The sequence below is a fragment of the Aquabacterium sp. A08 genome (genome assembly GCF_011742065.1).
In genome coordinates this window covers 1-20011 of sequence record NZ_JAAQQT010000688.1, presented here as the reverse complement: position 1 = coordinate 20011, position 20011 = coordinate 1, and the positions used below count along the sequence as shown (strand labels likewise).

The window sequence follows — 20011 nt, the reverse complement described above, 5'->3', positions numbered from 1 at the left end:
GCGCGGGGTGGCCTCTCAAACGTCGCGGGGTCTGGCGCCGCTCAGGCGGGGGTGCGGCGCGCGGCCCAGCACCACAACGCCACGCCGGCCGCCACCATGGGCAGGCTCAGCCACTGGCCCATGCTCAGGCCCAGGCCCAGCAGCCCCAGGTGGGCGTCGGGTTCGCGGAAGAATTCGGCGGCAAAACGCAGGCTGCCGTAGCCCACCAGGAAGGCGGCCGACACCTCGCCCCGCCGACGGGGGCGGCGCGCGTACAGCCACAGCAGGGTGAACAGCAACAGGCCTTCCAGCAGGAACTGGTACAGCTGCGACGGGTGGCGCGGCAAGTCGCCGGCGCCGCGGAACACCATGCCCCAGGGCAGGGTCGGGTCGGCCACCCGGCCCCACAGCTCGCCGTTGATGAAGTTGCCGATGCGCCCGGCCGCCAGGCCGGTGGGCACACAGGGGGCCACAAAGTCCATCACCTGCAGCCAGGGGCGCTGCCGGGTGCGGGCGAACCAGACCATGGCCAGCAACACACCCACCAGGCCGCCGTGGAAGCTCATGCCCCCTTCCCACACCGCGAAAACGCCGAGCGGGTGGGCCAGGTAGTCCAGCGGTTTGTAAAACAGCACGTAGCCCAGGCGGCCGCCCAGGATCACGCCCAGCACCCCGAGGAAGATGATGTCCTCCACGTCGCGGCGGGACCAGGCCTGTGAACCGGCGAGCGAGGCATAGGGCTCGTGGCCCAGACGCTGCACGCCCAGCCACAGGAACAGGCCAAAGGCGGCCAGGTAGGTCAGGCCGTACCAGTGGATGGCCAGGGGCCCCAGTTGCAGGGCCACGGGATCGATGGCGGGATGGATCAGCATGTCCCGCATTGTGCCGGAGGGCGGCCCGGCCCTCCGGCTCCGGGGTCGATCAGCCGCCCAGCTGCGACAGGTCGCGCACCGCGCCCTTGTCGGCGCTGGTGGCCAGCAGGGCGTAGGCCTTGAGCGCGGCCGACACCTTGCGCGGGCGCGGCTGGGCCGGTTTCCAGCCCTTGGCGTCCTGTTCGGCGCGGCGGGCAGCCAGCTCCTCGTCGCTCAACAGCACGTCGATGCTGCGGTTGGGGATGTCGATGCGGATGCGGTCGCCGTTGCGCACCAGGCCGATGGCGCCACCGGCGGCGGCCTCGGGCGAGCAGTGGCCGATGGACAGGCCGGAGGTGCCGCCGGAGAAGCGGCCGTCGGTCAGCAGCGCGCAGGCCTTGCCCAGGCCCTTGGACTTGATGTAGCTGGTCGGGTAGAGCATTTCCTGCATGCCCGGGCCGCCCTTGGGGCCTTCGTAACGCACCACCACCACGTCGCCGGCCTTCACCTTGTCGGCCAGGATGTCGGCCACCGCCTCGTCCTGCGACTCGGTCACGTAGGCCGAGCCCTCGAACACCAGGATGGACTCGTCCACGCCGGCGGTCTTGACCACGCAACCGTCCACCGCGATGTTGCCGTGCAGCACCGCCAAACCGCCTTCCTGCGAGAAGGCATGCTCCACCGAGCGGATGCAGCCTTCGGCCCGGTCCAAATCCAGGCTGGGCCAGCGGGTGGCCTGGCTGAAGGCCACTTGCGTGGGGATGCCGGCCGGGCCGGCCATGTAGAAGGTCTTGACCGCGTCGGACGGGTGGCGGGCGATGTCCCACTGGTCCAGCGCGTCCTTCATCGTCGGCGCGTGCACGGTCGGCACGTCGGTGTGCAGCTTGCCGGCGCGGTCCAGCTCGCCCAGGATGGCCATGATGCCGCCGGCGCGGTGCACATCTTCGATGTGGTACTTGTTGGTGTTGGGCGCGACCTTGCACAGCTGTGGCACCTCGCGCGAGAGGCGGTCGATGTCCTTCATGGTGAAGTCGATCTCGGCCTCCTGAGCGATCGCCAGCAGGTGCAGGATGGTGTTGGTCGAGCCGCCCATGGCGATGTCGAGCGTGATGGCGTTCTCGAAGGCCTTGAAGCCCACCGCGCGCGGCAGCACACTGAAGTCGTCCTGCTCGTAGTGGCGGCGGCACAGCTCGACGATGGTGCGGCCGGCCTGTTTGAACAGCGCCTCGCGGTCGGCGTGGGTGGCCACCACGGTGCCGTTGCCGGGCAGGCTCAGGCCCAGCGCCTCGGTCAGGCAGTTCATGGAATTGGCGGTGAACATGCCCGAGCAGCTGCCGCAGGTCGGGCAGGCCGAGCGCTCGACCTCGGCCAGGTCGGCGTCACTGACCTTGTCGTCCACGGCCATGACCATGGCGTCCACCAGATCGAGCTTCTTGATCTGGATGGTCGAGGTGCCCGGCACCGCCAGGCGCACCTTGCCGGCCTCCATCGGGCCGCCGCTGACGAACACCACCGGGATGTTCAGGCGCATCGCGGCCATGAGCATGCCCGGGGTGATTTTGTCGCAGTTGGAGATGCACACCAGCGCGTCGGCGCAGTGGGCGTTGACCATGTACTCGACCGAGTCCGCGATGATGTCGCGGCTGGGCAGCGAGTACAGCATGCCGTCGTGGCCCATGGCAATGCCGTCGTCCACGGCGATGGTGTTGAACTCCTTGGCCACGCCGCCGGCGGCCTCGATCTCGCGCGCCACCAGCTGGCCCAGGTCCTTCAGGTGCACGTGGCCGGGCACAAACTGGGTGAAGCTGTTGGCGATGGCGATGATCGGCTTGCTGAAATCATCGTCCTTCATGCCGGTGGCGCGCCACAGCGAGCGGGCGCCGGCCATGTTGCGGCCGGCGGTGGAGGTCTTGGAACGGTAGACGGGCATCGGAAAGTTTCTTGGAAGACGGGCCCACAGGGGGCTGAACGGAGGAAGGGCGTGCGTGCGCACAATTATGCGGCAGGCACCGTGTGGCCGGGCCCGAAGGCCCCAGCGCGTGCCGGGTCGAACGGCCTTCAGCGCTTGGGTTTGGCGGGCATGCCCAGGCGCTTGCGGCTCTCTTCCACGCGGTCCGCCTTGCGCTGGGTTTCTTTCTCCATCGCCTTGCGGCGGGTGTAGCCGCTTTGGTCGGCGAACCACCACCACAACAGGGTCAGGGCAAACGGCGACAGCACCCACCACCAGGACCAGTCGGCCACCGGGCCCACGGCCAGGTATTTCAACAGCAACAGCGCCACCCCGAGCAGCAACAGGTACATGGTCCCACCTCCAGCAGTGAATTGCCCTGTGTATCGAGTGCAACAAGTCGTAAGGGCGTGACCGCTGCACAGGGGACTCTCGGTAAAATCGTGCCGTCCCCAACCGTATTTTCACCCAAGGAAGACCCCATGAAACGCGCTCTCCTGATCCTGGCCGCCAGCACCGTGGTGGCCCTGCCCGCCCTGGCCGACGAAGCCCTGGCCAAGTCCAAGAACTGCATGGCCTGCCACGCGGTGGACAAGAAGCTGGTCGGCCCGGCCTACAAAGACATCGCCGCCAAGTACGCCGGCGACAAAGCCGCCGCCGACAAGCTGGCCACCAAGATCCAGAAGGGCGGCTCCGGCGTGTGGGGCGCGATCCCGATGCCGGCCAACCCGCAGGTGAACGACGCCGACGCCAAGAAACTGGCCGCTTGGGTGCTGGGCCTGAAGTAAGCCCGCCACACACGGCAAAAAGCCCGCAGCACGCTGCGGGCTTTTTTTGTGCCGCCCACCCCGGGGGTGGGTGGGCGCGGCAGGCCTCAGTTGGTCTTGGCCAACTGTTCCAGGATGTGCGGGTTCTCCAGGGTGGAGGTGTCCTGGGTCACGGCCTCGCCCTTGGCCAGCGAGCGCAGCAGGCGGCGCATGATCTTGCCGGAGCGGGTCTTGGGCAGGTTTTCACCGAAGCGGATTTCCTTGGGCTTGGCAATGGGGCCGATCTCCTTGGCCACCCAGTTGCGCAGTTCGTTGGCCAGGGCCTTGGCTTCGTCGCCGGTGGGGATGGGGCGTTTGAGCACCACGAAGGCCACGATGGCCTCGCCGGTCAGGTCGTCCGGGCGGCCCACCACGGCGGCTTCGGCCACCAGGTCGGTCTTGCCCACCAGGGCCGATTCGATCTCCATCGTGCCCATGCGGTGACCCGACACGTTCAGCACGTCGTCGATGCGGCCGGTGATGCGGAAGTAACCGCGGTCGGCGCTGCGCACCGCGCCGTCGCCGGCCAGGTAGTAGCCCTTGAGTTCTTCGGGGAAGTAGCTCTTCTTGAAGCGCTCCGGGTCACCCCAGATGGTGCGGATCATGGACGGCCAGGGGCGCTTGACCACCAGAATGCCGCCGGCGCCATTGGGCACGTCGTTGCCGGTCTCGTCCACGATGGCGGCCATGATGCCGGGCAGCGGCAGGGTGCAGGAACCCGGCACCAGCGGGGTGGCGCCCGGCAGGGGGGTGATCATGTGGCCACCGGTTTCGGTCTGCCAGAAGGTGTCCACGATCGGGCAACGCTCGCCGCCGATGTGCTTGTAGTACCACATCCAGGCTTCGGGGTTGATCGGCTCACCGACCGAGCCCAGCAGGCGCACGCTGGACAGGTCCCAGTTCTTCGGGTGCACCTTTTCGTCGGTGTCCGCGGCCTTGATGAGCGAGCGGATGGCGGTGGGCGCGGTGTAGAAGATGGTGCACTTGTGCTTCTCGATCATCTGCCAGAAGCGGCCGGCGTTCGGGTAAGTGGGCACACCTTCGAACACGATCTGCGTGGCGCCGGCGGCCAGCGGGCCGTAGGCCACGTAGCTGTGGCCGGTGATCCAGCCGATGTCGGCGGTGCACCAGAACACGTCGTTGTCCTTCAGGTCGAAGGTCCATTGCATGGTCAGGTTGGCCCACAGCAGGTAGCCGCCGGTGGCGTGCTGCACACCCTTGGGTTTGCCGGTGGAGCCGGAGGTGTAGAGCACGAACAGCGGGTGCTCGGCGCCCACCATTTCGGCCGGGCAGTCGGTGGACTGGGCGGCCATTTCCTCGTGCATGAAGGTGTCGCGGCCGGCCACCATGTTCACGGCGGTGGGGGTGCGCTGGTACACCAGCACGCTGCGCACGGTCTCGCAACCGCCCATGGCCAGGGCGTCGTCCACGATGGCCTTGAGCGGCAGTTCCTTGCCACCGCGCATCTGGTAGTTGGCGGTGACCACGGCCACGGCGCCGGCGTCCTGGATGCGGTCCTTCAGGGCGCCAGCGGAGAAACCACCGAACACCACGCTGTGGGTCGCGCCGATGCGGGCACAGGCCTGCATCGCCACCACGCCTTCGATGGTCATCGGCATGTACAGGACGACGCGGTCACCCTTTTTCACGCCCTTGGCCTTGAGCACGTTGGCGAACTGGCTGACCTTGGCCAGCAGTTCCTTGTAGGTGACCTTGGTGACTTCGCCGCCGTCGGCCTCGAAAATGATGGCGGTCTTGTTCTCTGTCGGGGTGCCCATGTGGCGGTCCAGACAGTTGTAGGAGGCGTTCAGTTCACCATCGTCGAACCACCGGTAGAACGGGGCGTTGGACTCGTCCAGCACGCGGGTGAACGGCTTGTGCCAGGTCAGCAGTTCCTTGGCGCGTTTGCCCCAGAACCCCTCGAAGTCCTGCTCGGCCTCGGCGCACAGGGCGTTGTAGCCATCCATGCCGGCCACGCGGGCGGCTTGTACCGTGGCGGCGCTGGGCTCGAACACGCGGTTTTCCACCAGGGTGGACTGGATGGCGGACGATGGTTCTGACATGTGGGGTCTCCTCTAGGGGTCAGGTAACGGACAACAAGGTCGAATGTGCGCAAAATCTCTGACGAGGCTCTTACACAAGACGGCCGCGCCTGTAAAGCACACACCCTACAATTGAATGGATTTGGGTGGCCCCGGGGTCGCCCGCAGTCCGATCCACATGACACCCACCATCAAACCCATCCCACCCCTGCCCAAGCTGATTTTTGCCAGCCGTTGGCTGCAGTTGCCGCTCTACATCGGCCTGATTGCCGCACAAGGCATTTACGTGTTCCATTTCTGGGTGGAACTGGTGCACCTCATCGAGGCCGCTTTTGGCAGCGACCTGGCGCTGCAGAAGCTGGTCACCAGCATCGGCTACGAAGCCAGCACCCAGATCAACGGGCTGAACGAAACCATCATCATGCTGGTGGTGCTGGCGCTGATCGACGTGGTCATGATCTCCAACCTGCTGATCATGGTGATCGTGGGCGGCTACGAAACCTTCGTCAGCCGCATGAACCTGGAGAGCCACCCGGACCAGCCGGAATGGCTGAGCCACGTCAACGCCTCGGTGCTGAAGGTGAAACTGGCCACCGCCATCATCGGCATCAGTTCCATCCACCTGCTCAAAACCTTCATCAACGCCGCCAACTATTCGGAAAAGGTGTTGATGTGGCAGACCATCATCCACGTGGTGTTCCTGCTCAGCGCCATGGCGATTGCCATGACCGACCGGCTGCTGCACCACCCGGCCGCCGCCGACGACGCCCACTGAGCGCGCACCCCACTTTCCGCCAACCGCACCTGAAAGACCGCCATGACCGCCATCAAACAGGAAGACCTGATCCAGTCCATCGCCGACGCCTTCCAGTACATCAGCTTCTACCACCCGCTGGACTACATCAAAGCCCTGGGCGAAGCCTATGAGCGCGAGCAAAGCCCCGCCGCCAAGGACGCGATCGCCCAGATCCTGACCAACAGCCGCATGAGCGCCGAAGGCCACCGCCCGATCTGCCAGGACACTGGCATTGCCGTGGTGTTCCTGAAAGTGGGCATGAACGTGACCTGGCCCGACGCGACGATGAGCGTGCAGGACATGATCAACGAAGGCGTGCGCCGCGCCTACCTGAACCCGGACAACCCGCTGCGCGCTTCGGTGCTGGCCGACCCGGCCGGTGCCCGCAAGAACACCAAGGACAACACCCCGGCCGTGGTGCACTACGAAATCGTCCCGGGCGACCAGGTGGAAGTGATCTGCGCGGCCAAGGGCGGCGGCTCGGAGAACAAGTCCAAGTTTTACGCGCTCAACCCGTCCGACTCGGTGGTGGACTGGGTGCTGAAAACCGTGCCCACCATGGGCGCCGGCTGGTGCCCGCCGGGCATTCTGGGCATCGGCATTGGAGGCACGCCGGAAAAGGCGCTGCTGCTGGCCAAGGAGTCGCTGATGGCGCCGGTGGACATCCACGAACTGATCGACAAGAAGAAGTCCGGCGCCACGCTGACCCGCGTGGAGGAGCTGCGCCTGGAGCTGTACGAAAAAGTGAACGCCCTGGGCATTGGCGCACAAGGCCTGGGCGGCCTGACCTCAGTGGTGGACGTGAAGATCATGGACTACCCGACCCACGCGGCCTCCCTGCCCGTGGCCATGATCCCGAACTGTGCGGCCACCCGCCACGTGCACTTCCATCTCGACGGCTCTGGCCCGGCCCACCTGGAGCCGCCGAAGCTGGAAGACTGGCCGGCCGTGACCTGGACGCCCGACACGAAGAGCGCCACCCGCGTCAACCTGGACACGCTGACCAAGGCAGAAGTGGCCAGCTGGAAAGTGGGCCAGAAACTGCTGCTCAATGGCAAGATGCTGACCGGCCGCGACGCCGCGCACAAGCGCATCCAGGACATGCTGGCCAAGGGCGAGCCCCTGCCGGTGGACTTCACCAACCGCGTCATCTACTACGTGGGCCCGGTGGACCCGGTGGGCGACGAAGTGGTCGGCCCCGCCGGCCCGACCACCGCCACCCGCATGGACAAGTTCACCCGCATGATGCTGGAAAAGACCGGCCTCATTTCCATGATCGGCAAGTCCGAACGCGGTCCTGTGGCCATTGAAGCCATCAAGGACAACCAATCGGCCTACCTGATGGCCGTGGGCGGTTCCGCCTACCTGGTGGCCAAGGCCATCCAGAGCGCCAAGGTGGTGGGCTTTGCCGACCTGGGCATGGAAGCCATTTACGAATTCGAAGTGAAAGACATGCCGGTGACGGTGGCCGTGGATGCCAGCGGCGCCAACGTGCACGAAAGCGGCCCGGCCGAGTGGCAGAAGCGCATCGGCAGCGGCGAGTTCAAAGGCATTGCGGTGACGGCCGGCTGACCCTGGTTGGCCCCACGAAAAAGCCCCGGCATGCCGGGGCTTTTTCGTGGGCGCGGCGGCCGGAGCCGCCAGCCGGTGTTCAGTGCAAATGGCGCGGCTTGCGCGGGCCGCCGTGGCCACCGGCCGGGCCACTGCCGCGCGGCGGCTTGCCCAACTGCATGGAACTGACCAGGGCGTCGAAGCGGGTGGTGAACAACTGGTCCACCGCGGCGACCACGTCGCCCAACTCAGACGCGTCAAAGTGGCGCTCCATCAGGTGCACCACGTCCTGCACCAGCATGTCGCGCTGCACCTGCATGATGGCCGCCGGCGTCGGGCCCACGAAGCACATCACAAAGTCGTCGCGGGCCTCGGCGTCCGGGTCGCCCTCCTCTTCCTCGTCGAACTCGACGTCGTAGAAGGAGACCTCGATCGGTGCGCCGGTGGCGGCGATGTCGTTCAGACCCATGCAGGCCTCGTCGATGGCCAGGCGGAAGTCCTCGTCGCCCTCGATGGTCCAGCACAGCTGCAGCAGGTGCTGCTTGGGGTCGAAGCGGATGCCGGGCTCGTCCTCGTAAGCGCTGGGCGCGACATCGATCAGCGAACGGGCCCCGGCGTAGGACCACAGGGGCTTGAGCGCCTCCTGGATCTGGGCGTAGTCCACGTCGTCGCGCAGGCGGACGTCCCCGTGGACGTGAATCTCAAAAGGCGGAGGTTGGTGGCTCATGGTGTTGCTCGCTGGTGGGCGCCGAAGGCGCGTTCCTGCCCTTCTCGACAGGTATGGATTGTAAATCCTGGGCCCCCAGCGTGGCCGTTACAATGCGCCGGCAGGCGGCGAGCGTGGTGAAATTGGTAGACACACAGGACTTAAAATCCTGAGGCTTCACGGCCGTGCGGGTTCGATTCCCGCCGCTCGCACCAGCCCTGGTGCCCGCTCTGGGGCCCATTTCGGCCCCAGCCCTACCGGCCGGCTCAGCGCCCAGGCCCCGCGGTCAACCAGTCGGTGTAGCGCCGGCGCGTTTCGGGCGACACCGCCTCCAGCACCTGCTCCAGCGTGGACCGGTGCCGCGCCAGCAGGCGGGCCGACGCCACGGTTTTCGACTTGCAAAACCAGTGGCAGGTGTGCTGCATCAACATCATTTCGGCCAACAGGCCACGCGCCTTGGCCTTGGCGCTGCGGCCTTCGGCGTTGGCGGCGGCCTGCAAGCCCTGGGCGTGCAGTTGCAGGGCGGCACGCAGGTCCAGCGTTGCGCGGGGCCACCAGCGGTCGGCCAGCGGCCAGCGGCAGACGCGGGTGTCCTCGGCGGGCAGGGCCGCCATGTCGGCCGCGAAGCGCCCAAACTGTTCGCCCAGCTGGCGCTCGGCCCCGGTCAGCACCTGCCACACCTGGTCGCGCCGCTGGGGGTCGTCCTCGGCCAGGGCGCGCAGGTAGCCCTCGGTCAGCTGCTCCATCAGCTTCTCGATCTGGTACTGGCGCAGCTGCCCGCCCAGCAGGGCGATGCGGCGGCGCTCGTCGCGCGACTTGACGAACCAGGCGCCCAGGCCCAACACAAACAGCCAGAAAAAAGTGTCCATGACGCGGTGATGAAAATCGCTGAAAAATGTGGCAGGTCAAACCGGGGGCTGACAAATCAAGGACTTGCGCGGCCCATACCGGACTCCCCCGGAGTTATGCACAAGCTTGTCCAGCGAAACGCGGGACAAGTGCCGGGAAAACCCTCAGGCGCCCGGCGGGTCGCGGCGCGAACCGCCACGGCGCGCGGCCTGGCGCGCCTGGCGCTCGGCGGCCAGTTCGGCCTCGTGCCGCAGGGCGGCTTGCAGCCAGCGAGCATGTTCCTCGGGCGTCTCCAGGGTGATCGGCCCCAGCGCCCCGGTGCGGAAATCGGTCAGCAGCGTCTCGGCGGCTTTTTGCGCGTTCAGGCGGCCGCCCGGCAACAGGGCGCCGCGCTTGCGGCCCACGGCGGTCAGCAACTCGTCCTCGGTGCGCTGGGCCACGGCCTCGGGCACCCAGCCCCATTTGTAACGCGCTTCCAACTGCGCACCGTAAGGCCCTTTGAGCGTCTTGAGCAGCTCCAGCGCCACCTCTTCCTCGTCGTAGGCGTTGCGGCCCACCGCGCCGCTGGCGGCCAGGTGGTAACCGCTTTCGGGCACCAGAATTTTGGGCCAGAGCATGCCGGGGGTGTCGTACAGGTAAAAGTCGTCGGCCAGGGCGATGCGCTGCTCCTGCTTGGTGATGCCGGCCTCGTCCCCGGTTTTGGTGGCGCGCTTGCCCACCAGGGTGTTGATGAGGGTGGACTTGCCCACGTTGGGGATGCCGCCGATGAGCACCCGCAGGGGCTTGACCATGCCGCCGCGCAGGGGCGCGAGCTCGCGGCAGGCCGCGATGATGGCGCGCACCGGCGCCACCGTGCCGGCGTGCAGACCGATGGCGCGGGTCTCGGGCTGGGCGTTGTAGTGGGCCAGCCACAGCGCGGTGCGCGCCGGGTCGGCCAGGTCCTGCTTGTTCAGCACCTTGAGGGTGGGCTTGCCCGCGATCAACTGGGCCAGCATGGGGTTGGCGCTGGAGCCGGGCAGGCGGGCGTCCAGCATCTCGATCACCACGTCGATCTCTTTGATGCGCTCCAGAATCGCCTTCTTGGTGGCGTGCATGTGACCGGGAAACCACTGGACCGACATGGGCGGTGCTCCTTGAGAAATCGCGGGGGGCGCTCAGGCGTGCTCGGCCAGCCAGCGCTGCAGTTCGGCCACCGAATGGGCCACGTGGCGCGGCCGGAATTCGGCAAAGCCGGCCGGGTCGTGCGCGCCGTAGCTGACGCCGACGCTGGCGCAGCCGGCGTTGGCGGCCATCTGCAGGTCGTGGGTGGTGTCACCGATCATCAGCGTGCGTTCGGGCGCCACGCCAAACTCGCGCATCAGTTCGTGCAGCATCTGCGGATGCGGCTTGCCCGCGGTTTCGTCGGCGGTGCGGGAGCCGTCGAACAGCCCCTGCAGTTCCACCGCCTGCAGCGCCTCGTCCAGCCCGCGGCGGCTCTTGCCGGTGGCCACCGCCAGCCAATGGTGGCGTGCGCGCAGGTCGCCCAACAGCGGTAATACGCCATCGAACAGGGTGATGTCGTGCTGGTGCGCCAGGTAGTGGTGGCGGTAGCGCTCGCCCAGGCGCGGATAGTGTTCGGGCGGCACGTCGGGGGCGGCGTGCGCCAGGGCCTGCATCAGGCCCATGCCGATCACCCACGACGCCTGCTCGGCCGAGGGTTCGCGCCCGCCCACGTCGCGCACCGCGGCCTGGATGCAGCGCACGATCAGGGCGGTGGAATCGAACAGGGTGCCGTCCCAGTCGAAGGCGATCAGGTCAAATTGGCGTGGACGCATGGCGCGGGCTGCTGCAAAAACAAAAGGGCGCATTGTGCGCCCTTTTGGAAGTGACCGCCGGCGTCAGATCCGGAAGGCGTCCAGGCTTTGGCCCGCGGCCAGCGCGGCCTTGACCCAATCGGGTTTGCGGCCGGGGCCGCCCGACCACAGTTCGCCGTTGGGGCCGCGGTACTTGGCCGGGGCCTTGGATTTGGGGGCGGCGGCTTTGCGGGTGGCGGTGCCGGCGCCCAGGTCTTCCACGGTGATGCCGTATTCGCGCATTTGCGCCTTGATGCCGGCAATCACGTTGGCGAGTTCCTGTTTGCGCACCTGTTCGGCTTGCTGCATCAGGGCTTGGGCTTGCGAAACCAATTCGTTGTAAGTGGCCATGTTCGACGTCCTTGGAATTTAAATAAACAACGACGAATTTATATCACAAAACCCGAGCCACGCCGCCCCAACCTTTCAATTCCGGCGGCAAATCGGCCTGCAATTGCACCGGGGTTTGCAGCGACGGGTGGGTGAACCCCAATTGCCAAGCGTGCAGAAACATCCGTTTCAGGCCGTGGCGTTGCAACAACCGGTTGAGTTCGAAGTCGCCGTATTTGTCGTCGCCCAATATCGGGTGGCCGGCGTGCGACAAATGCACCCGAATCTGGTGGGTGCGCCCGGTTTTGATGGTGACGGCCAGCAGGGTGAAGGCCTGCTCGGCCGCCGCCGGCCAGCCCACCGGCGGCGCCACCGCACCCACCACCCGCACCAGGGTGATGGAGCGCATGCCGTCGGGGTCGTCGGCGCCGGTGACGCGGACGCGGCGTTCACCGTCGGGCAGCAGGTATTTGTGCAACGGCCAATCGAGCACTTTCTGCCGCGCCGGCCACACCCCCTTGACCAGGGCCAAATAGGTTTTGTCGGTTTCGCGTTCGCGGAATTGGTCCTGCAGGGCGCGCAGGGCGCTTTTCTTTTTGGCCACCAACAGGATGCCGCTGGTTTCGCGGTCCAGCCGGTGCACCAGTTCCAGCAACGGCGCAGCGGGCAGGGCCTGGCGCAATTGCTCGATCACCCCGAACGACACGCCGCTGCCGCCGTGCACCGCCACACCGGCCGGTTTGTCGATCGCCAGCAAGGCCGCGTCGTCGAACAGCACCGGGAATTGGCGCGCCGGCGCGGGTTGTTGCGCTTTCTGTTCGGCGCGTTCGCTCAAACGGATCGGCGGCACCCGAATCTGGTCGCCGTCCTGAACGCGGGTGTCGGCCTGGGCGCGGCCTTTGTTGACCCGCACCTCGCCGGAGCGGATGATGCGGTAAATGTGGGTTTTGGGCACGCCTTTGAGTTCGCGCACCAGGTAATTGTCGAGCCGTTGACCAGCGGACTCGCCATCGACGGTGAAATGGCGGACGGCGGCCGCAACGGAGGAAGGAGGGGTCGCCATGCGGGCTGTGGAGGGCTGGGTCGGTGCGGCCGCGCGGGCCGGGCCGAACGGGTTTCGTGAAACGGGCGCAGGACCCTATAATGGGCATTCCCAGCGCTGGTTGCAAGTGTTTGATTTGCCTCAGAGTTTAAGGCACGCACGGTGAGCGGTCAGACTGGGAAGGTTGCCAGCCCGCGCCCCCAGCGCCCCCGCCGTCGTTGTCAGACGCCGGGCGCCGCGCGCAGGTGAACCAGCGTTACCGAACAGCGAACCCGATACGGAATACCCCAAACGTGCAGCCGTCCACCCGTTGGTGGGGCTGAACGCGGACTCAAGTGAACCCAGAGACCCCCAGGCAATGGCCGTGTTCAGCACCGATTTGCCCCCTTTGATCACCCACCTCCACGCGCCTATGCCCGGGCTGGCCTGAGCACGCGCGGCACACCCTGGGTGTGTCGCCCGGCTTGCGCAGCCCCTGGCTCTCCGGCAATTCCTCCTCGTTCGCGCCTTGGGCGCCGGTTCTCGGCCGATGGCCCCCTTTGCGGGGCCTGTTGTCAGTGAAACCGAGGAACGCACATGAAGCGCATGTTGATCAACGCCACGCAGGCCGAAGAACGCCGCCTGGCGATCGTGGATGGGCAGAAACTGCTCGACTACGAAATCGAAATCGAAGGGCGCGAACAGCGCAAGGGCAACATCTACAAGGCGGTGGTGACCCGGGTGGAGCCGTCGCTGGAGGCCTGTTTCGTCGATTACGGCGAAGAGCGCCACGGCTTCCTGCCGTTCAAGGAAATCTCGCGCATGTACTTCAAGGAAGGGGTTTCGCCTTCCCAGGCGCGCATCCAGGACGTGATCCGCGAGGGCCAGGAACTGCTGGTCCAGGTGGAAAAGGAAGAACGCGGCAACAAAGGCGCGGCGCTGACCACCTTCGTCAGCCTGGCCGGCCGCTACGTGGTGCTGATGCCCAACAACCCGCGCGGCGGTGGCGTGAGCCGCCGCATCGAGGGCGAGGACCGCCAGGAACTCAAGGCCGCGCTGGAGCAGTTGGAATACCCCAACGGCATGAGCATCATCGCGCGCACCGCCGGCATTGGCCGCGACGCCAGCGAACTGCAGTGGGACCTGAATTACCTGCTCAAGCTGTGGACCGCCATCGACGGCGCGTCCAAAGCCGGCAAGGGCGCCTTCCTGATCTACCAGGAATCCAGCCTGGTGATTCGCGCCATCCGCGACTACTTCAACAGCGACATCGGTGAGATCCTGATCGACACCGACGACATCTACGAGCAGGCGCACCAGTTCATGAGCCACGTGATGCCCGAGCACGGGCACCGCGTGAAGCGCTACCGCGACGACGCGCCGCTGTTTTCCCGCTTCCAGATCGAGCACCAGATCGAAACCGCCTACAGCCGCACGGTGCAACTGCCCAGCGGCGGCGCCATCGTGATCGACCAGACCGAAGCGCTGGTGGCCGTGGACGTGAACTCGGCGCGCGCCATCAAGGGTGGCGACATCGAGGAAACCGCGACCCGCACCAACCTGGAAGCCGCCGACGAAGTGGCGCGCCAGGCCCGCCTGCGCGACCTGGGCGGCCTGATCGTGATCGACTTCATCGACATGGAAGAATCGCGCAACCGCCGCGAGGTGGAAAACCGCCTGCGCGACGCGCTGCGCCAGGACCGCGCCCGGGTGCAGTTCGGCTCGATTTCCAAATTCGGCCTGCTGGAGATGAGCCGCCAGCGCCTGCGGCCGACGCTGGCCGAAGGCGCCTCCATCCCCTGCCCGCGCTGCGGCGGCTCAGGCCACATCCGCGACACCGAGTCCTCGGCGCTGCAGATCCTGCGCATCATCCAGGAAGAGTCGCTCAAGGACAGCACCGCCGCCGTGCTGGTGCAGGTGCCGGTCGAGGTGGCCAGCTTCCTGCTGAACGAAAAGCGCACCGAGATCACCAAGATCGAACTGAAGCAGCGCATCAACGTGCTGCTGGTGCCCAACAAGTCGCTGGACACGCCGCACTACAAGCTGGAGCGCCTCAAGCACGACGACCCGCGCCTGGACAACCTGGACGCCAGCTACAAACTGGCCGACGAGGTGGACGACGTGGCCAGCTTCACGCGCCGCAGCCAGGAGCGCACCAACAAGCAGGAACCGGTGATCAAGGGCGTGCTGCCCGACGGTCCGGCCCCGGTGGCGGTCCCCAAGCCGGAAGCGGTCCCCGCGCCCGCCCCGGTGGCCGCTGCGCCGGCTCCGGCCGTGGCCGCCCCGGCCGAGACCGGCTTCTTTGCCTGGGTCAAACGCCTGTTCGGCCTGCAGCCCGAGGCCGCCCCGGCCCAGCCGGCACCTGCCCCAGTGGCCGCGGCCCAACCCGCCGCCCGCCCGGAAAGCCGCGCCGACGGCCGTGGCCCGCGCAACGGCCGGGCCCCGCGCGGCGAGGGCCGCCGTGGCGACGCCAACGGCGGTGACGCCCCGCGCACGACCGAAGGCCGTGAAGGCCGCAACGGCGACAGCCGCCGCGGCGAACGCCCCGCCCGCAGCGGCGAAGCCCGTCCGGAACGGGGTGAACGCGCCGAGCGTGCCGAAGGCGGCGAACGCGGTGAGCGCAGCGAAAACGGCCGCCGCGGTGGCCGGGGCGAACGCGCCGAGCGTGGCGAGCGCCGCGAGGCCCCACGCGCCGAAGGCGTGACCGCCCCCACCGAAGCCGCCCCGGGCACCGAGTCCGGCGAGCCGCGCCGCGAACGCGCCGAACGCGGTGAAGGCCGCCGCCGTGGTGGCCGTGGCGAGAACCGCCGGGCCAACGAAGAACAGGCCCTGGCACCGGCAGACACCGGCACCGACCTGAACCCGACCGCCTTGGCCGAAGCCAAGCCGGTGGACGCCGCGCCCGCAGACGCCAACCAGGCCCCGGAAACCGGTGACCGCGCCCCGCGCGAGCGCCGCAGCCGCGACCGCTACGGCCGCGACCGCCGGACCCGTGGCGATGCCCCGGCCGGCGACAACGACACCGACGCACCGGTCGCACCGGCGCCGGTCGAATCGGTGACCGACGAGGCCCCCGTGCGCTCTTACTTCACCAACGCCCCGGTGGCTGCACCGGCCGAGGTCCAGGTGTCCGACACCGCCCCGGCCCCCGTGCCTGCGGCCGAGCCGGCCGTCGCGCCCAGCCCTGTCCCCGTGGCAGCGCCGGCCCCTGCCGCTGCGCCCGTGGCCGAAGCCGCGGCTGCGGTCGGTGCCGGTCTGCCCGCCGTGCCGCCTTTCACCCTGTCGGTGTCGGCGCTGGAGCAGATCGCCCGCGAAGCCGGGCTGGAGTGGATCCAATCCGACGCGGCGCGTGTGGCCCAGGTGCAGGCGGACATCGCGGCCGAACCCCAGCCGGTGCACGTGCCGCGCGAACCCAAGCCGGTGGTGCGGCTGGACGACGGCCCGCTGGTGCTGGTGGAAACCCGCCGTGACCTGCGCACCGTGACCCTGCCCTTCGAGGCCTGAGCCCCGGCCCCGGGTCTTGACACCGCGCAAGGCCCGGGACATCCCCTCCCGCTAACCTGTCCAGCATGACCGATACCGCGACCGAATTCCCCCCGGTGCCCGACCTGGCCTGGTCGGCCGACTTGCTCAGCGGCGACGCCCGCATGGACGACACCCACGAAGCATTCGTGGCCCGGCTGGCCGAACTGCGCGCCACCCCGCCCGAACAACAGCTGCCGCTGTACCGGGCGCTGATCGACCACACGGTGGAGCACTTTGCCCAGGAAGACCGCTGGATGGTGGCCACCGGCTTTGCCGCCGACAACTGCCACGCCAGCCAGCACCAGAGCGTGCTGGAGACCATGCGTGCGGTGGACACCCATTTTCAGCAGGGCGACCGCGAGATCATCACCCGCATGGCCGAGGCCCTGGCCGAGTGGTTCCCGCAGCACGCCCGCACCATGGACGCCGGCCTGGCGTTGCACATGCAGTCGGTGGGGTTTGACAGCCGCACCGAAACCCTGGCCGACCCGTCGCGGGTGCGCCCCGCCACCATGAGCGGTTGCGGCAGCGTCTCCTGCAGCTGACGCGCGCGGCGTCTGCCCCCGGCCCCGGCCCGCGCCAGCGACCGGGGCCAATTTTTTTCACGCGGCCGCGTCGCGCTTTCACATGACAAGCCCCGGGGGCCGGCTTACGATGCCGGGCAACCCCTGAGGAGACTGTGCATGCCCGTGATCACCCACATCGAAGACCTGCGCCAACTGGCCGAACAGCGCGTGCCGCGCATGTTCTACGACTACGCCGACAGCGGCTCGTGGACCGAAACCACCTACCGCGCCAACGAGAGCGATTTCCAGCGCATCCAGCTGCGCCAGCGCGTGGCGGTGAACATGGAAAACCGCAGCACCGCCACCCAAATGGTCGGCCAAGCGGCCAAGATGCCGGTGGCCATCGCCCCGGTGGGGCTGACCGGCATGCAGCACGCCGACGGCGAAATCCACGCCGCGCGGGCGGCCGAGAAGTTCGGCATCCCCTTCACCCTCTCCACCATGAGCATCTGCTCGATCGAGGACATCGCCGCCCACACCTCGGCGCCGTTCTGGTTCCAGCTTTACATGATGCGCGACCGCGACGCCATGGCCCGCATGATCCAGCGCTGCAAGGACGCGAAGTGCTCGGCCCTGGTGCTGACGCTGGACCTGCAGGTCATCGGCCAGCGCCACAAGGACCTGAAAAACGGCCTGACCGCCCCGCCCCGCCCCACCCTGGCCAACCTCCTGAACCTGATGACCAAGCCGCGCTGGTGCTGGGGCATGGCGGGCACGAAACGCCGCACCTTCGGCAACCTGGTGGGCCATGTGAAGGGGGTGAGCGACATGAACTCGCTGGCGTCCTGGACCAACGAACAGTTCGACCCGCGCCTGAGCTGGGCCGACGTGGAGTGGGTGAAAGAGCAGTGGGGCGGCAAGCTCATCCTCAAAGGCATCATGGAGGTGGAGGACGCGGTGCTGGCCGCCCAGCACGGCGCCGATGCGATTGTGGTGAGCAACCACGGTGGGCGCCAGCTGGACGGCGCGCCCAGCAGCATCCATGCCCTGCCGGCCATCGTGGACGCCGTGGGCGACCAGCTGGAGGTGTGGATGGACGGCGGCATCCGCAGCGGCCAGGACGTGCTCAAGGCCTGGGCCCTGGGCGCGCGTGGCACCATGATCGGCCGCGCCATGGTCTATGGCCTGGGCGCCATGGGCGAAGCCGGCGTGACCAAGGCGCTGCAGATCCTGCACAAGGAACTGGACGTGACCATGGCCTTCTGCGGTCACACGAACCTCCAGAACGTGGACCGGCAGATCCTGCGCCCCGGCACCTACCCCACGGCCTGACACCCGGCCGCCCAGGCACAAAAAATCCCGCCGAGGCGGGATTTTTCATGGGCACAGCGGGGCTCAGAGCACCAGGCCGGGGTTGCCTTCCACGCCCACCAGCTTGGGCTGGTTGATGTGGACCTGCTTGATCACCTTCTTGTCCTTCAGGTAGCCCGACACCACGTCCCAGATCGGGGTGCCCTGCACGCCCTCCTGGACCGAGGCCCAGCCGGCCACCTTGTACTTCTTGTCGGCGTCCATCGGCTTGCCCTTGAGCGTCAGGTTGTTGATGCGCTGGCCCATGGGTGCCTTCGGGTCGCAGGTGTACTGGATACCGCCGACGCGCACCATGTCCCCGCCCTGCTGGTAGTAGGGGTCGGGGTTGAAGATGTTGTCGGCCACGTCTTCCATGATCTCCTTGATCTGCGCACCGGTGAAGGTGTTCAGCGTGGTGGCCGGGTAGGTCAGCGCCATCTGGTCCATCATGCGCTCGTAGGTGATCACGTCGCCCGACAGCAGGCTGGTGCCCCAGCGCACGCCCGGCGAGAAGGCCGCGTCGGCGCCCTTGACTTCCATCAGCGCGTCGCAGATGAGTTGGTCCCAAGACCCGTTGAAGTTGCCGCGGCGGTACAGCGCGCCTTCGGAGACGGCCAGCTTTTCCTCCAGCTTGGCCTTGTAGGGCGCGCGGTGCTTGTCGATCAGCGCCTGCATGGCGGCGTCGGGCTTGATCAGGTTGGAGAACACCGGCATCAGCTTGTAGCGGAAGTCCTGGATCTTGCCGCCGCGTACGTCGAAATCGAGCACCGCCAAGAACTTGCCGTTGGAGCCGGCGTTGGTCACCAGCGTCTGGCCGCCGGCGTTCTTCACGATCACCGGTGCGGGCATGCCGTCGTGGGTGTGGCCGCCCAGGATGGCATCGATGCCGCGCACGCGCGAGGCCATCTTGATGTCCACGTCCATGCCGTTGTGCGACAGCACCACCACCACCTGCGCGCCCTTGGCCCGCACCTCGTCCACCTGCTTTTGCATGTTCTCGTCCTGGATGCCGAAGCTCCAGTCGGGCACGAAGTGGCGCGGGTTGGCGATGGGGGTGTAGGGGAAAGCCTGGCCGATGACGGCGAGCTTGACGCCGTTTTGCTCCTTCATGACGTAGGGCGCGAACACCTGGTCGCCGAAGTCCGAGGTGGTGACGTTCTGCGCCACGAAATCGATCTGGCCGGCGAAGTCCTTTTCCACCACTTCCTTGACGCGGTCGGCGCCGAAGGTGAACTCCCAGTGCGGGGTCATGATGTCCACGCCCAGCAGCTTGCAGGCGTCGACCATGTCCTGGGCGTTGGACCAGAGCGAGGTGGCCGAACCCTGCCAGGTGTCGCCACCGTCGAGCAGCAGCGCGTGCGGGCGGTTCGCCTGGATCTGCTTGACCAGCGTGGCCAGGTGGGCAAAACCGCCGACCTTGCCGTAGGTTTGGGCCGCCTGCTCGAAGTTCAGGTAGGTGAAGGCGTGGGCCGCGGCCGTGTTGGGTTTGATGCCGTAGAACTTCAGCAACTGCTCGCCGACGATGTGCGGCGGGCGGCCGTGGGCCTCGGCCAGCCCCAGGTTGACGCTGGGCTCGCGAAAGTAGATCGGCATCAACTGCGCGTGGCAGTCGGTGAAGTGCATGAAGCTGACGTTGCCGAACTTGGGCAGGTCGTACAGGCGTTCGCCGGCGCCCGGGGTGGCGGCCAGCAGGTCTTGGTGGGTCAGGGCCATGCCGGACGCGCTGGCCACCGCCAGCACCTGCATGAATTCACGACGGCTGAAGCTCATGGGAATGTTCCTTGTGGGGGTCTGGGACAAAAAAGGCCAGCGCGGGCTGGCCTTGTCGTGCGCACGGTCCGGTCAGGACACGGCGACTTCGTCGGTGCGGGTGTCGTTCTTGTTGTCCACCCACTTGACCACGACCTTGTCGCCCTTGG

At 67.4% G+C, this 20011-nt stretch carries 17 protein-coding genes and 1 tRNA gene; 7 read left to right on the top strand and 11 right to left on the bottom strand.

Translation table 11 applies throughout. The features are described from left to right. Positions 1 to 41: 41 nt before the first annotated feature. The 3 genes from lgt to HA630_RS18535 all read right to left on the bottom strand — a co-directional run bounded on the left by lgt (position 42) and on the right by HA630_RS18535 (position 3131). Entirely contained in the window at positions 42 to 851 is an 810-nt protein-coding gene (lgt, locus tag HA630_RS18545) for a prolipoprotein diacylglyceryl transferase (protein WP_166836663.1), read from the bottom strand. 49 nt (positions 852 to 900) lie between these two features. Beyond that, the gene (gene ilvD, locus HA630_RS18540) at positions 901 to 2760 is read right to left on the bottom strand and encodes a dihydroxy-acid dehydratase (protein ID WP_166836662.1); all 1860 of its coding nucleotides are present in this window, start codon (positions 2758 to 2760) and stop codon (positions 901 to 903) included. 128 nt (positions 2761 to 2888) lie between these two features. Continuing rightward, the gene (locus HA630_RS18535; protein ID WP_166836661.1) at positions 2889 to 3131 is read right to left on the bottom strand and encodes a TIGR04438 family Trp-rich protein; all 243 of its coding nucleotides are present in this window, start codon (positions 3129 to 3131) and stop codon (positions 2889 to 2891) included. A 129-nt stretch (positions 3132 to 3260) separates the two neighbouring features. On the opposite strand from HA630_RS18535, the gene HA630_RS18530 reads away from it, so the two are divergent. Continuing rightward, positions 3261 to 3566: a c-type cytochrome gene (locus HA630_RS18530; RefSeq protein ID WP_166836659.1), complete on the top strand. Its 306-nt coding sequence runs from the start codon at positions 3261 to 3263 to the stop codon at positions 3564 to 3566. An 86-nt stretch (positions 3567 to 3652) separates the two neighbouring features. Here the strand turns inward: HA630_RS18530 and acs are convergent, their stop codons facing one another. After that, the gene (gene acs / locus HA630_RS18525) at positions 3653 to 5647 is read right to left on the bottom strand and encodes an acetate--CoA ligase (protein WP_166836658.1); all 1995 of its coding nucleotides are present in this window, start codon (positions 5645 to 5647) and stop codon (positions 3653 to 3655) included. Positions 5648 to 5804: 157 nt separating this feature from the next. Here acs and HA630_RS18520 point away from each other — a divergent pair, with 157 nt between their 5' ends. Continuing rightward, the gene (locus HA630_RS18520) at positions 5805 to 6401 is read left to right on the top strand and encodes a TIGR00645 family protein (protein WP_166836656.1); all 597 of its coding nucleotides are present in this window, start codon (positions 5805 to 5807) and stop codon (positions 6399 to 6401) included. Between the two features lie 42 nt (positions 6402 to 6443). Beyond that, positions 6444 to 7994 (top strand): fumarate hydratase, encoded by a 1551-nt coding sequence (locus HA630_RS18515; protein ID WP_166836655.1) that lies wholly within the window; start codon positions 6444 to 6446, stop codon positions 7992 to 7994. Between the two features lie 79 nt (positions 7995 to 8073). Here the strand turns inward: HA630_RS18515 and HA630_RS18510 are convergent, their stop codons facing one another. Next, positions 8074 to 8700, bottom strand: coding sequence for a DUF6806 family protein (locus HA630_RS18510; protein ID WP_166836653.1), 627 nt, complete (start codon positions 8698 to 8700; stop codon positions 8074 to 8076). 107 nt (positions 8701 to 8807) lie between these two features. Here HA630_RS18510 and HA630_RS18505 point away from each other — a divergent pair. After that, positions 8808 to 8894: transfer RNA gene (locus HA630_RS18505), tRNA-Leu, on the top strand. Positions 8895 to 8945: 51 nt separating this feature from the next. Here HA630_RS18505 and HA630_RS18500 read toward each other — a convergent pair. The 5 genes from HA630_RS18500 to HA630_RS18480 all read right to left on the bottom strand — a co-directional run bounded on the left by HA630_RS18500 (position 8946) and on the right by HA630_RS18480 (position 12753). After that, entirely contained in the window at positions 8946 to 9548 is a 603-nt protein-coding gene (locus tag HA630_RS18500; RefSeq protein WP_166836652.1) for a hypothetical protein, read from the bottom strand. Positions 9549 to 9692: 144 nt separating this feature from the next. Beyond that, entirely contained in the window at positions 9693 to 10649 is a 957-nt protein-coding gene (gene ylqF, locus HA630_RS18495; RefSeq protein WP_166836650.1) for a ribosome biogenesis GTPase YlqF, read from the bottom strand. Positions 10650 to 10682: 33 nt separating this feature from the next. Further along, on the bottom strand, positions 10683 to 11342 hold the full coding sequence (locus tag HA630_RS18490) for an HAD family hydrolase (protein WP_166836649.1): 660 nt from the start codon (positions 11340 to 11342) through the stop codon (positions 10683 to 10685). Between the two features lie 63 nt (positions 11343 to 11405). Then, positions 11406 to 11711: an H-NS family nucleoid-associated regulatory protein gene (locus HA630_RS18485; RefSeq protein WP_166836648.1), complete on the bottom strand. Its 306-nt coding sequence runs from the start codon at positions 11709 to 11711 to the stop codon at positions 11406 to 11408. A 43-nt stretch (positions 11712 to 11754) separates the two neighbouring features. Further along, positions 11755 to 12753: an RluA family pseudouridine synthase gene (locus tag HA630_RS18480; protein ID WP_166836646.1), complete on the bottom strand. Its 999-nt coding sequence runs from the start codon at positions 12751 to 12753 to the stop codon at positions 11755 to 11757. A gap of 555 nt (positions 12754 to 13308) precedes the next feature. Between HA630_RS18480 and HA630_RS18475 the strand changes: the two genes are divergently transcribed. From HA630_RS18475 to HA630_RS18465, 3 genes are all read left to right on the top strand, one after another. Beyond that, the gene (locus HA630_RS18475; RefSeq protein WP_166836645.1) at positions 13309 to 16215 is read left to right on the top strand and encodes an Rne/Rng family ribonuclease; all 2907 of its coding nucleotides are present in this window, start codon (positions 13309 to 13311) and stop codon (positions 16213 to 16215) included. A gap of 65 nt (positions 16216 to 16280) precedes the next feature. Continuing rightward, positions 16281 to 16781, top strand: coding sequence for a hemerythrin domain-containing protein (locus HA630_RS18470; RefSeq protein ID WP_166836643.1), 501 nt, complete (start codon positions 16281 to 16283; stop codon positions 16779 to 16781). 138 nt (positions 16782 to 16919) lie between these two features. Then, positions 16920 to 18074, top strand: coding sequence for an alpha-hydroxy acid oxidase (locus HA630_RS18465; RefSeq protein ID WP_166836642.1), 1155 nt, complete (start codon positions 16920 to 16922; stop codon positions 18072 to 18074). A gap of 63 nt (positions 18075 to 18137) precedes the next feature. Here the strand turns inward: HA630_RS18465 and soxB are convergent, their stop codons facing one another. Then, positions 18138 to 19862 carry a thiosulfohydrolase SoxB gene (gene soxB, locus HA630_RS18460; RefSeq protein ID WP_166836640.1) on the bottom strand — a complete coding sequence of 575 codons (1725 nt, stop codon included), beginning with the start codon at positions 19860 to 19862 and terminating at the stop codon, positions 18138 to 18140. Between the last annotated feature and the right edge of the window lie 149 nt (positions 19863 to 20011).